General features: G+C 45.1%; 11 protein-coding genes and 1 pseudogene. 4 read left to right on the top strand and 8 right to left on the bottom strand.

What is annotated here, in order from left to right:
- A complete protein-coding gene (locus OH459_RS22925) occupies positions 1-870 on the top strand; it encodes a metal ABC transporter solute-binding protein, Zn/Mn family (protein WP_050921347.1) in 870 nt (289 codons plus the stop codon).
- A gap of 213 nt (positions 871-1083) precedes the next feature.
- A complete protein-coding gene (locus tag OH459_RS22920; RefSeq protein ID WP_005453282.1) occupies positions 1084-2094 on the top strand; it encodes a porin in 1011 nt (336 codons plus the stop codon).
- 74 nt (positions 2095-2168) lie between these two features.
- Here OH459_RS22920 and OH459_RS28325 read toward each other — a convergent pair.
- The 5 genes and pseudogenes from OH459_RS28325 to speA all read right to left on the bottom strand — a co-directional run.
- Positions 2169-2234, bottom strand: a pseudogene (locus OH459_RS28325) (zf-TFIIB domain-containing protein); the annotation flags it as partial.
- Positions 2235-2272: 38 nt separating this feature from the next.
- Entirely contained in the window at positions 2273-4438 is a 2166-nt protein-coding gene (locus OH459_RS22915) for a S9 family peptidase (protein WP_029789610.1), read from the bottom strand.
- A 253-nt stretch (positions 4439-4691) separates the two neighbouring features.
- Positions 4692-5897, bottom strand: coding sequence for a multidrug efflux MFS transporter EmrD (gene emrD / locus OH459_RS22910; RefSeq protein WP_009696852.1), 1206 nt, complete (start codon positions 5895-5897; stop codon positions 4692-4694).
- A 262-nt stretch (positions 5898-6159) separates the two neighbouring features.
- Positions 6160-7080, bottom strand: coding sequence for an agmatinase (speB, locus tag OH459_RS22905; protein ID WP_005432598.1), 921 nt, complete (start codon positions 7078-7080; stop codon positions 6160-6162).
- A gap of 1 nt (position 7081) precedes the next feature.
- Positions 7082-8992: an arginine decarboxylase gene (speA, locus tag OH459_RS22900; protein WP_009696853.1), complete on the bottom strand. Its 1911-nt coding sequence runs from the start codon at positions 8990-8992 to the stop codon at positions 7082-7084.
- A 336-nt stretch (positions 8993-9328) separates the two neighbouring features.
- Here speA and OH459_RS22895 point away from each other — a divergent pair, with 336 nt between their 5' ends.
- The gene (locus tag OH459_RS22895; protein WP_047516367.1) at positions 9329-10096 is read left to right on the top strand and encodes an MBL fold metallo-hydrolase; all 768 of its coding nucleotides are present in this window, start codon (positions 9329-9331) and stop codon (positions 10094-10096) included.
- 36 nt (positions 10097-10132) lie between these two features.
- On the opposite strand, the gene OH459_RS22890 is transcribed toward OH459_RS22895, so the two are convergent.
- The 3 genes from OH459_RS22890 to OH459_RS22880 form a co-directional block, all read right to left on the bottom strand.
- Positions 10133-10561 (bottom strand): ATP-dependent zinc protease family protein, encoded by a 429-nt coding sequence (locus OH459_RS22890; RefSeq protein WP_005432588.1) that lies wholly within the window; start codon positions 10559-10561, stop codon positions 10133-10135.
- A gap of 63 nt (positions 10562-10624) precedes the next feature.
- Entirely contained in the window at positions 10625-11530 is a 906-nt protein-coding gene (gene rimK / locus OH459_RS22885) for a 30S ribosomal protein S6--L-glutamate ligase (protein ID WP_005453290.1), read from the bottom strand.
- A gap of 323 nt (positions 11531-11853) precedes the next feature.
- Positions 11854-12468, bottom strand: a complete 615-nt coding sequence (locus OH459_RS22880) for a TetR/AcrR family transcriptional regulator (RefSeq protein WP_269988984.1) — start codon at positions 12466-12468, stop codon at positions 11854-11856.
- A gap of 155 nt (positions 12469-12623) precedes the next feature.
- On the opposite strand from OH459_RS22880, the gene OH459_RS22875 reads away from it, so the two are divergent.
- Complete coding sequence (locus tag OH459_RS22875; RefSeq protein ID WP_017188527.1) at positions 12624-13637, top strand: MBL fold metallo-hydrolase; 1014 nt, start codon at positions 12624-12626, stop codon at positions 13635-13637.
- The last annotated feature ends 52 nt before the right edge of the window (positions 13638-13689 follow it).

The raw sequence follows: 13689 nt of genomic DNA, 5'->3' as shown, positions 1-13689 counted from the left end.
ATGAAGATGAAAAAACAAATCATAACAATGGGCTTGGTTTTGACGAGTACATTTGCACCGTTCTCTTATGGCAAAGATATTATTACCAGCACGCCTGTGACTTACATGTTGTCTGAGCAACTGATGCAAGGCACAGGCATTGAAACCAGTTACTTGCCACCTAAGCGATATGGTGTTGAACGTTTGGTGAACTGGTTTGCAAGTAAAGGTCAACAACAAGCCATTAAAGCCGGGCAGGAGGCGACCGTTGCGATTACGTTGGGTGCTATTTGGCATCAAGACCCAACTTTTGTTTATGCTCGTCAGGGGAACATTCGCTTGATTGAGATTGACGCGTCTCAGGCGATATCTCCAAGAGCACCGGGCGTTGCGGCACTTACGTTAGACAATGGTGATACATCTAAGTATGCGTGGATGAATCCTACTAACTTAATTCGAATGGCTGCGATCGTGGGTGAGGATCTACAAAAGGTTTATCCTCAATATCAAGCTCAAATAGAAAAGAACCAGCAAGCGTTGATGTTAGAAGTACGTGAGCTGATTAATCAACAACAGGACGTTATCTTTGCGAAAGAGATTGATTCAGTGGTCTTGCTAGGGGAATCATTAGAGGATTTTGCGTCTGGAAACCAACTGTTCGTTGTTGATCGTCAATTCAAGCCTGAACTGGAATGGTCAGAAGCAGAGAAACTGTCTTTAAAAGCTCAGTTTGAAGAAGATAAAACTCTGTGGCTAATTACAGATAAAAGACCCTCAAAACAGCTACAATCGATTATTTCACCAGATCGCATACTGCAAATTGACGCCATTGATCGTTGGGGGAGTAAAGGAATAAAAACTGAGAAACCACTCGCGCGCTGGCAGTTGTAACACGAAAAACACCACAAAAATTATGAAGGGGACTGAAAAGTTCCCTTTTTTTATGTGGGTTTGATCAAATTTTGAGCGATTAATTGGATTGGTTGCATATAATTTATTTGTTTCATTTATGTTTCATTACTACGTTGTATGTGTTCGTTGTGTTGAAAATTTTTGTCTTGCTGTCGTAACGAACCGGTATAAACAACTATATGGATGTTAAAAATGAAAATGAAAACTCTAGCCGTTGCAGTGGCGGCACTAGCATGTGGTTCTCAGGCTTTCGCAGCTGAAGTTTACAATAGCGAAGGCACATCTCTTTCTATCGGCGGCCACGTTTCAGTGGGCGTTGGTGAGTACTTTGAGGAAGATGTTCGCATTCATGACGTATCTCCTCGTATCAATGTGGGCGGCAAACAAGACATTGGTAATGGTGTGACAGTTGATGCCAAAGGTGAATGGTCTATCAAATTACTGGACGGGGGCGCGAGCTCGTTCAACACACGTTTGGGCTACATTGGTGCAACGCATGAACAGTTTGGTCGCGTGGTAGCGGGTACACAATGGTCACCATATTACGATGTAGCTGGTGTTGCGGATTTACCAATCGCGTTTGCCAACGACTTCTTGTATGCAGACCAATATAATTTAGGTTCCGCTCGTGCTGAGCGAATGCTGAGCTACCGTAAAGGTTTTGAGTTCGGTGAAGGCTTTGGATTTAACCTCGGTCTTGGCTGGCAAGGCGAACATGACGAATACGATGCTCGTGGTCAGATTGCAGTTAGCACAAGCCTTGCCGGATTTGGTCTTGGTTACGTATACAGTGGCGGTGACCGTGACATCGGTTCTAAATCAGAATCAGCGACATCTCATGTCTTCTCTGCTAACTACGGTAAGTACGGTTCAGGTCTGTATGCGGCAATCGTATATGGTATGAATGATTATTTCTTTGATTACAAATTCCCAGGCGCAGCAACTTCTGTTCTTTATCAAGAAACGGTACAACTTGAAGGTCTATTAGCCTACGGGGTGAATGATTGGACGTTCAGTGTGAACTACGAAGCGGTAGAAAATGATAAAGACAGCAAAACTCTATACAGTGAAGCAGCGTTGCAAGCTGAGTACGCAGTTACGCCTTCATTCTATACCTTTGCTGCTTATGAATTTGACCTCGGAAATGACTACAACGTGGAAGAGAACGACTACTGGACAATCGGTGCTCGTTACTATTTCTAATCAATAGGACAGTTTCTACTGCCTAAACACATTTATTGTGTTGACGCCTATTCGCTGTGAATAGGCGTTTTTCTTCAAATAGACTGAGAGTCAACAAAAATGCCCGCACAATGCGGGCATTTTTTAGTGGATAACCCCTGTTATAAAAATGGGTGTAACACTTTTTAGGACGCCAAGTTTACTTTGTCTCTAAAAGATCAAGGAAGAAAGCGTACTCCAGTGCGTCTTCTTTTAATCGCTTGAATCGACCTGACGCACCACCGTGACCAGCTTCCATATCCGTTTTGAATAGCAAGACATTGTCATCGGTCTTCATCTCGCGGAGTTTTGCTACCCACTTCATCGGTTCAAAGTATTGAACTTGTGAGTCATGCAAACCCGTTGTCACTAGCATGTTCGGGTAATTCTGAGCCTTCACGTTGTCGTACGGCGAGTAGCTCAGCATGTAGTCGTAGTACGTTTTATCATTCGGATTACCCCATTCATCGTATTCGTTGGTCGTTAGAGGAATCGATTCATCTAACATGGTCGTTACGACATCAACAAAGGGAACGTGCGCGCCAATACCACGGTAGAGATCCGGTGCTTGGTTAATGATCGCGCCCATTAATAGACCACCGGCAGAGCCACCAACCGCAAACACTTTGTCTTTTGCACCGTAGCCTTCTTCAACAAGCCCTTTTGTTACGTCAATAAAGTCATTAAAGGTATTTTGCTTAGTGAGCTTTTTGCCATCTTCATACCAAGGGCGTCCAAGCATTTCTGAGCCGCGAATGTGAGCGATAGCGTACACGAATCCGCGGTCAAGTAAGCTGAGGCGGGTTGAACGGAACGTTGGTTCAATTGTTGATCCGTAAGAGCCGTAGCCGTACTGGTAGATTGGATTGGTCCCGTCTTTCTTAAACAGGTCCTTGCGATAAACCAATGATACTGGCACTTGCTTTCCGTCACGAGCGGTTACCATGATGCGTTCTGATTGATAGTTATCCGCATCGAAATCACCTAGCACCGGTGTTTGCTTCATTATTTCAGATTCACCCGTATTCAGGTCGAAATCATAGTAAGTACCAGGTGTGGTTAGGCTGCTGTAGTAGATACGAACTTTAGAATTATCGAGTTCATAGTTGCCTGTTAGATAAGCAGCAAACGCGCTGTCGTTAAATTCAAGTGGGAACTCTTTGCCCGTTGATAGCTGGCGGATTTTAACTGTTGATAGACCATTCGCACGTTGCTCGTACACAAGGTGGTCATCAAATAAGTCGAAATCGACAAGTTGAGTATTGTCGTCTGCTGGGACGACATCGACCCATTTAGAACGATCATGCATCTCTTCTGCTTTGACTTTCATTAAACGGAAGTTTACTGCTTGATAGTTTGTGTAGATGTAGTACCAATCACCTAATTTAGCGATGCTGTACTCAATGCCTGTTTCTCGTGGGTAGAAAGCTTCAGCTTTTGCGTTTGGATTGTTGGCGTCAATGACTGATACACCACTCGTTTCGGTGCTTGAGTGCCAAATGTACACTTGCTCGTCATCTTTACTTTTACTCAAGTATGTGTAGTAAGCACTGTCGGTTTCTTCGTAAATCAGTTCATCACTCTTTTGCGGAGTGCCTAGTACGTGGCGGTATACTTGATAACCAAGCAGTGTTTGTGGATCTTTCTTGATGTAATAGAAAGCCTTGTTGTCGTTTTGCCATGCGATAGCACTCGACGCACCTTCAATTTCATCCTGTAGATATTCGCCGGTATTAAGATCTTTGATTTTGATGGTATAAACACGACGGCTTAACGTATCTTCACCGTAAGCCAGCAAGTTCTCATTTGGGCTCACATATAAGCCTCCAGTGCTAAAAAACTCGTGCTCTTTCGCCAGTTCATTTACATCTAGGATGACTTGCTTGTCTTTGCCTGCAAAGTCTTTCGCACGCATGTGCACTTCGTATTCGTTATCGCCTGTTACTTCATTTGAATAGAAGTAGTTACCTCGACGTACTGGTACTGAGTTATCGTCTTTCGCAATACGACCTTTGATCTCTTCGAATAATTGCTCTTGTAGTGCTTCAGTATGTTTTAGAACGGTTTCTGCATACTGATTTTCTTGCTCAAGATGTTGCAAAATCTCTGGGTCTTGGCGCTCATCATCGCGCATCCAATAGTAGTTATCGATTCGGGTGTCACCATGAATCGTCATTGCATGTGGCACTTTTTTAGCAACAGGTGCTTGAGTTTGTTGAGCAACGAGTTGAGATTGAGAGTAATGGTTCATGGTTGGTATTCCTTGATTGCTGCATCCGGCGACAAGCGCGACCGATACGGCCAACGTAGTTAAAGTGAAACGCATCTGTGTGTCCTTATTGTGTACCTTACTCTTGTTGTATCGCCATTCTTTTATTTAAGAGTTAAAGCACAGGTTTCTTCCAATGAATGTTGAATGGCAAATCTATAAATGTGTGTAAGCAACTGTTCTTTTTAGCAAAGATTTACAGGGATGTTAAATGTAAATGCTGGTGGATGAGAACTGGAGGGCAAGATGCGTGCAACAAAAAAGGGACACACTTTTCAGCATGTCCCTTTTGAGTGATGAGAGGCAGGTTTTAAATTGCCAATGGCATTTCGTTTGAATGGTCGTGCTTGCGATTAACCCAACGTAGACCAAGCATGGCGATGATCGACATTGCCATCATCAGGCAGCCAAGTGGCATTTGGTCTTGCGCTGGGAAGAAGGAAGCCAATAGCGTTGCGATGCCTGCGCCTAGGTTTTGCATACCACCCAAAATGGCACCGCCAGTACCTGCGTGGTATGGGAACGGTGAAAGTGCGCCGGTAGTTGCCGCTGGGAACAAAATGCCTGCACCCAAGAAGTAAATGGTTGCACCGCCAATCAGAGTCAACGCCGTTGTTAGACCAAACAGACCCGGAATCAATACCACTGCTGAGCCAATTAAGATAGCCACTAGACCAACATTCAAAGCACGGCGCTCAGAACGGCGTTGTGCAATATAGCTCGATAGACCAGCACCGACTAAGTAACCCGGTATCGGCAAGACAAATAGCAAGCTGACCGTGGTTGCTGGCAAGCCAAGTACACCACCTAACAACACACCTGCTGCTGCTTCAAATACTGCAACGCCTGCAAACGTGGCAACCAATACCAATAAGAAGCCTTGGAAGCGTTTGTCTGATAGTACGAACTTGTAGCTCTTCGCAACAGATTCATGTTTGCGGCGCTCTTTAGGCAAGGTTTCCATCATGCTTGTCATCATGGTGATCACAACGGCAATACCGAATAACGCAAGGAATAGGTAGCTAGATCGCCAGCCGAATGCTTCGGTTAGATAACCGCCCAATACTGGTGCGATCAATGGCGAAAAAATCACACACATACTGATCAAGCTGTTTGCGCGGTGCAGTTCAGCGCCCTCAAAGCAGTCACGAGTCAGTGTACGAGACATAGCTCCGCCACAGCCAATACCCAAACCTTGGATGAAGCTGCCTGCTAGAAACCATTCGTACTCATGAGCAAACAGCGCTACCAAAGTACCAAGAATGTAGATGATCAAACCCGCAATGATGATTGGCTTACGACCAAGGCGATCGGACAGCGTTCCGTATACAAACTGCGATAGACCGTAAGGGATCAAGTAACACGCCATCACAGCTTGAAGTGAAGACGCTGATACCAAGAACTCACCCGCCATATGACCGATAGAAGGCACGTACATCGTTTGAGTCATTTGACCTACGGCAGTCAGAATTGCGATTAAAAAGGTAAGTTTCGCTAATGGAAACGAGGCGGACATTTGCGTATCTCTCCAGAAATTTAAGACGTAAAAAGCCTTAGCGCTCCATATAGGAGAGCCAAATAAACAAAGTAATTAGGGAATCTAGGCGCGAGATATTAGAGCTTGAGTGCAGACTTAGCAATCAAAAAGTGTGAAGTTGAGCAAGATAAAAATCTATGATTTGGATTAGAAAATCTAATCTATTTTTGTTGAGTGATGAAAACGAAAAAGGGAGCCGAAGCTCCCCTTGAAATACTGCGCTCATTTAGAACAACTTTCGTTATTCGCGACCTGAAGCGTAGGCGTAAAGCAACTCAAGTGCGATAGTCGCGCCAGCCAAGGCCGTTACATCGCTGTGGTCGTAAGGAGGTGAGACTTCCACCACGTCCATACCTACGATGTTCATGCCAGCGAAACCACGGATGATCTTCAGAATTTTATCTGAGTTCAGGCCGCCACAAACTGGTGTACCTGTACCCGGTGCAAACGCCGGATCCAGACAGTCGATGTCAAAAGTGACATATACAGGCTTATCCGCAACCGTGCGACGAATCTCTGCCAGTATCTCTTCTACCGACATGTCGTTTGCTTGCATCGCGTTGATGACATTGAAGCCATGATCTTGTTGGTCATATTCAGTACGAATACCAATTTGAACTGAGTTCTTCGCAGAAATCAGACCTTCTTTTGGCGCATGGTAGAACATAGTTCCGTGGTCGTAAGAACTGCCATTTGCGTAAGTGTCAGTGTGCGCATCGAAGTGAATCAATGCCATTTGACCATGGTGTTTTGCGTAAGCACGTAGGATCGGTAGCGTGATGAAGTGGTCACCACCCAAGCCTAGCATTGTCTTACCGCTCTTTAGAATCTCACTTGTTGCCGCTTCTAGACGGTAAGTGAAATCTTCCGCGTCACCACAATCGAATACAAGGTCACCTGCGTCGATCACTTTCAATTTATCAAATACGTTGAAGTCCCAAGGGAACTTCTTGCCTTCCCAAGCAAGGTTTACTGACGCACGACGGATCGCATCTGGTCCCATACGCGCACCAGGACGACCAGAAGTCGCCATGTCCAGAGGAACCCCTAGCACCACAACGTCTGCGTCTGCCGATACTGGATTTTTGATGTACGGTCGACGTAGAAACGACATAGAGTTGGAGTAAAGCGAATAATCGGTTTTCGTAAACAAATCATTCATATCAGAAGTCCTCTAAATAGGTGTAGCCTGCCAAACCTTGTTCCAGTTCAGCTAGGATTTGTTCTTGTTCACTGGTTTCAACTCGTTCTGAAACCAATTGTTTGTAATTGTCACGAATCGCATCTACGTCGATGTGAACGTAGCGCATCATGTCTTCTACGCTATCACCTTCGTTGATGTAGCTGATCTCGAATTGACCGTCTTCATCAACATTGACTACTGCACTGTGGGTATCACCAAATAGGTTGTGCATGTCACCAAGGATCTCTTGGTATGCGCCTACTAGGAAGAAGCCCATTAGGTACGGTTTGTCGTTGCTCCATGCTGGTACTGGTAGCGTGCTCTCAATGCCTTGACCATCAACATAGTGATCAATCGCGCCATCGGAGTCACAAGTGATGTCCAACATCACCGCACGACGCTCTTCCACATCACCAAGACCAGAAAGCGGTAAAACAGGGAATACCTGATCAATACCCCATGCGTCTGGTAGGGATTGGAAAAGAGAGAAGTTCACGAAGAACTTGTCCGCAAGACGTTCGCTCAACTCATCCAAAATAGGACGGTGGAAACGGTTCTTGGTACTCATTTGACGACTTAGCTCGAAGTAAATACGCAGAGACAGTTGTTCTGCCCACGCACGTTGCTCAAGGTTCAGTACGCCAGTAGCGAATTGCGAGTGAACCTCGGCCAAATCGCTTTGGGTATCATTGTAAATTTCAATTAATGCACGTGCATCGGTACCATCCTGCAGGTTTTCCCAACTACGCCACATGTTTTGTAGCAAGATTGGTGCATCTTCTGCAGGTTCGAATACTTCTTCCGGCTGGTATGTTTCAGTACCAATGACGTTAGAAATCAACACAGCGTGATGAGCGGTTAGAGAACGACCCGATTCAGAGATGATCACTGGCATCGGTTGGTCGTAGTGCTGACAGACATCACCGACCGTATTCACGATGTTACGCGCATATTCTGCAAGACCGTAGTTCATCGAGTTCGAAGATTGGCTGCGTGTGCCGTCGTAGTCTACTGCTAAACCGCCGCCAACATCGAAGTAATCAATGTTTGCACCCATGGCACGTAATTCACAGTAGAAACGTGCGGATTCATTCACACCATTGCGTACGTCACGGATGTTTGCCATCTGTGAGCCAAGGTGAAAGTGAACCAATTGCATGGTATCCAGCTTGTCTTCGTGTTTTAGACGATCAATCACGCTCAATACTTGTGATGCCGATAGACCAAACTTCGATTTCTCACCGCCGCTTGCTTGCCACTTACCTGCACCTTGAGATGCAAGGCGGATACGCAAGCCAAGACGTGGAGTTACACCCAAGCTTTTCGCTTCTTCAAGTACTAGATCAAGCTCAGATAGCTTCTCTAGTACGATAAATACTTTGTGACCTAGCTTTTCACCGATCAGTGCTAGACGCACATATTCACGGTCTTTGTAGCCATTACACACGATCACGGAGCTGCCTTGTTGAGCCAATGCCAGTACCGCCAATAGTTCTGGCTTGCTGCCTGCCTCTAGACCCAGCTGTTTATTTTCTAGCTGCGCTTGGCTCGCTAAGATTTCATCAACCACTTCACGCTGTTGGTTTACTTTAATTGGGTATACCAACAGGTATTTGTTTGGATATTGGTATTCTTCAATTGCTTGGTTGAAAGCTTGGCAAATGCCATGCACGCGTTGGTGCACGATTTGCGGGAAGCGCACTAGCACAGGCAGGTTCAACTGCTTAGCTTCTAGCTCTTTTACAATCGCACTGAAAGGGATTTGGTGTGCACGGTCACTACGAGGAGATACGTAAACCTCGCCTTGGTCATCAATTCCGTAGAAGCCTTGGCTCCAGTAGTGAACGTTGTAGTCCGCGCGGATGCGGTCTAATTTAGTTGCTTTTTCCAACTCGATTCTCACAAAAATGTATTTAAACCCTCGCTGAAATAGGAGGAGGAAATACAAAAAAGCAAATCATGAGGCGCTAACCTCATACCCTGACACGAACTCCGTGTGCGCGCATTAACGGATAAAACCCAATCAGAGTCTAATGATTAAAATTTGTTCTTTCGATTAACAACTGTTGTCGAGTCGCGGTGTAAACATTTATTTAACAGAGTGTCTATTCTGCTGTTATAGTTGGTCTGACCAGTAAGGATTTGGTCGCAGAAAAACAAGAATAAAGACCCAACAAAACAAGGATATGTTTTGCAGCTGCATAGAATTCAGGGATACATCCAAACCATGTATCTCGCCGAGTATCCAGATAAGTTAATGTTGCTTGATGGCGCCAGTCGAGCCGATATTCCACACCTCAAAGATTTTATTGAGCATCAGCTTAATCGTTCGTTCACCGACTTAAAAATGGTGGTGGTCACGCATATGCATCCTGACCATGCGGGGGCTGCGCACAAGTTGCGAGATCTTACGGGGTGCCAGATCTTAGCTGCGAAACGAGATACTCATTGGTATGGCGGCTTTGATGGTTGGTTGATGCATTTGACCGATTTGATTTTGGCGCGTTGGATGGCGAATCGAATGCGTAAACCAAAGCGGAATCTATGGTATTCGCGAAAACTAAGACCAGATATTGAGCTGGTGGATGGTGACGCCGTGCCTGGATTTTCTGATTGGCAAGTATTGGAAACCCCCGGACATACTGATAGAGACTTATCGGTTTTTCATGCTGAGCAGAATGTGCTTTATGTCGCGGATTTAATGGTGCAGGTAAAAAGTCATTTGATTGCGCCGTTTCCTATCTTTCATCCCAACCAATATCGTCGGTCGTTAAAGCGAGTTTTTGAGATGAACCCGAGTTGTTTATTGGCCGCACATGGTGGTGAAGTTGAGTTTGATGAAGATGCTTATCAACACATCATCAACACCGCGCCGGTTAGACCCATTACGCATTGGCGAGTGACGAAGATAAAACTTAAAGGGTTAATGCGCTCTGTACTGAGAAGTAAGAATATGAAAGAGGAGAATGGCGAAAAGGACAGAAGAGCCAGATGAGCGACCACGGAGTTCGCTCATCTGAAGCTACGGGGATTATGGAGCCAATAAGTGAGATTGGCTCGGGTCTACCAGAACTTTGTCTGCCATACCCTGACGACCTAGCAACATCATGTAGGTCATCTTTTCACGGTTAGTCAGCGTGATGTCGATAGGCCACTCTTGGTCGCCCATGCGTAGCATCGTTGTGATCACGCAGCGGTGTTCGAACGTTCCGTTTGATGATTTCACCTTGCGGTTCGCCTTCAGTGGAGCTTTACAGCGAACCACTTGTTCTAAGTGGTAAACATCTGGGTGTAGATCGAATTCTACGTATGACTGACCGTCTTGCTCAGTGCACTCTAGATTATCTACGTGCAGAGAAGAAGTCTGTGCGCCTGTATCAATACGCGCTTCAAGGTGAGTAATCCCTAACTCAGGTAAGCAAATTGCTTCGGCGTTCCCAATGATCATTTTCTGATTCATAGTGTCATCCTAGCGATGAGTGATAAAGAGAGCCTAGTCTATAGGCTCCCACTCAAACAATTATCAGCCTTTACCGCGAGTACGGTTAGCGTTTGGTTTTGCGTTCTTCTCGATGAAGTCGAAGATCATACCTGCAACGTCTTTATCTGTTGCAGTTTCGATACCTTCAAGACCTGGAGAAGAGTTCACTTCCATCACAACAGGACCGTTTTTCGATTGAAGAATATCAACACCACATAGGTTTAGACCCATGACTTTCGCTGCGTTGATTGCGGTTGCACGCTCTTCTTTGGTTAGTTTCACTAGCTGAGCAGAACCTCCGCGGTGAAGGTTAGAGCGGAACTCACCTTCTTTTGCTTGACGTTTCATTGCTGCGATAACCTTGTTACCTACAACGAAGCAGCGGATATCCGCACCATTTGCTTCTTCAATGAACTCTTGCACCATGATGTTCGCTTTTAGACCCATGAATGCTTCGATAACGCTTTCTGCCGCTTTCGTTGTTTCAGCAAGTACAACACCGATACCTTGAGTGCCTTCAAGTAGCTTGATGACCAATGGTGCGCCACCAACGTTTTTGATCACGTCTTGAATGTTATCAGGGTGGTGAGCAAAACCAGTACGAGGCAGACCAATACCTTTGCGTGATAGCAACTGCATAGAGCGTAGCTTGTCACGAGAGCGGCTGATTGCTACTGACTCGTTCACACAGAATGTGCCCATCATTTCAAACTGACGTACAACCGCAGTTCCGTAGAAAGTGATAGATGCACCAATGCGAGGAATAACCGCGTCATACTTTGGCAATTCTTCACCCATGTAACGAATCTTAGGGTTGTTACTCGTAATATCCATATAACAGTGCAGAGTATCGATCACATCAACTTGATGTCCGCGCTCTTCACCCGCCTGCTTTAGGCGCATGGTTGAATATAGATTCTCATTACGAGAAAGAATAGCAATACGCATGGCAATTCCTTAGTAAGTCAGTACCAAATTAAAAATACAAATATAGAGTATAGTGAGTGGGTTTAATTGATGTGACAGAATCCACTCGCTTCAACGATTTAGAATTGTGGTTGGACAACCACGTCGTCAGAGGTGCGCACCTTAGGGCGTTTTCTCATGAGATGAAAACGAAAAAATATCGTCGATACGACAAAAATAATTTATCGAACTCTCGCGCCTTGCTGTGTGCGACTGTCAAGGACGAGAAAAAGAAAATTGAGTCAAAAATTCATCATTTTTCGATGTGAGAAAACTAAAAAAAGCGGCTATTTGACCGCTTTACTTTAGTTGTTTTTATAGTGACTTAAGAAGAGTTCAGCCGTTTGGGTGGCTAGCGCTCTGGACTCTTCCTCTGTTAAAGAAGCACGCATCCCCATTAACTGTGGCCAGAATGCACTGCCTTTAAGTAAGTTATGTAGCTGAATGCTTGCCACGTCCACATCATCAACCTTCAATGTGTTTTTTTCTGATTGCTGAGTGAGCCAACGGTACAAGGCCGTTTCTTGCTTTGACATGTGTTCTGCTTGTTCTTTGAGATCTTCCGGCTTAAACAAGAAGTGTCCGAAAGCCACTTTCGCCAGTTCAATATAATCAGGTGCGGTTACAACGATAATTTCGCTGTACAACAATTCGACCAGTTGATCTTTTAGCGGGAGTGTTGGTAAACGTTCAATGTCGCTATCCATCATTGATGAGCGCCAAAGCTCCGTCAGCAACTCGGTCACGATCGCCTCTTTAGAAGGGAAGTGATTATAGACGGTTCGCTTTGATACTTGAGCGATTGAAGACAGCTTATCCATGCTGGTGTTTTGCACCCCAAATTCTTGAAACGCTTGTTTCGCCGCGCAGAGAATCGCTTCTCTTTTGGTCTCGCTACGACTTTTTCTTTTTACATTCATAAACTTGTTAAGTTAGGAAGATCATTTCTGGATCTATTTTACACTAAGTAGTTTACTTTTGATAATTTGAATGTAAACTGCACCGTGTAGTTTACTTTTGTTCGGGTTTACTTTTTATGAAAAAAACTTTGCTAGCCACAGTAGGAGCGTTCGCGATGGGTACATCAATGATTTCTTGTTCTAATGTTGATACTGAAAAAGCGCCAACATACCCGGACAAATTTGCAAACACCGAGTTGGAATACAAAAGCAGTTTGGGCGATATGTTCGGTATCATGAAAGCTTATTTCACAACTGAGCGGGCGAATCCAACCCCAACAATTGAAATTCCAGTGCATGCGATGACTGCGACACAACTACTAGAAGAACAAGATGACGTCATATACCGCCTTGGTCATTCGAGCGTGTTGATGAAGCTTGATGGTAAGTTGGTGATGACCGATCCTGTCTTTAGTGACCGAGCATCTCCTGTCCAATGGGCAGGACCAAAGCGTTTCCACCAAACACCAATCACTTTGCAAGATTTGCCAAGTATCGATGTCGTGGTGATCAGCCATGACCATTACGACCATCTAGATAAAGCCTCGATTAAAGAGCTTGGTGACAAGGTTGGAACTTTCTTGGTGCCTTTGAAAGTGGGGCAATTACTGGTGAACTGGGGCGTGCCTAAGGAAAGAGTGGTCGAGCTAGATTGGTGGGAGTCACATTCTGTCGACGGTATTGAATATACACTGACTCCGACTCAGCACTTCTCTGGTCGAGGTTTGACAGACCGCGATACGACGCTGTGGGGCAGTTGGGTTATCAACGCACAGCAAAATAAAGTGTTCTTTAGCGGTGATTCAGGTTACTTCAATGGCTTTAAAGAGATTGGTGAAAGGTACGGTCCATTCGATTTCACAATGATTGAAACGGGCGCATACAATGACCTTTGGTCAGATATTCACATGTTCCCGGAGCAGAGTGTCCAGGCACACATTGATGTGCAAGGTAAAGTGATGATGCCAATTCATAACAGTACATTTGATTTGTCAATGCACGATTGGAATGAACCAATGCAACGTGCGTTAGACATCAGTGAAGAACGTGGTGTGACTTTAGTTAGCCCTGAGATTGGGCAACGTTTGGCGCTTGCTGAGCCTCAGCCAGTTAAGGCGTGGTGGCAATAATTGCCGAGCTAAACAGCCAAACAGTTGAATAGTTAAGCCACTTATTAGTAGT

This window comes from Vibrio sp. MM46 (genome assembly GCF_027587135.1).
GTDB classification, from domain to species: Bacteria; Pseudomonadota; Gammaproteobacteria; order Enterobacterales; family Vibrionaceae; genus Vibrio; species Vibrio harveyi.
The sequence above is the reverse complement of the archived record's forward strand: the minus strand, read 5'-3'. Positions and strand labels throughout refer to the sequence as shown.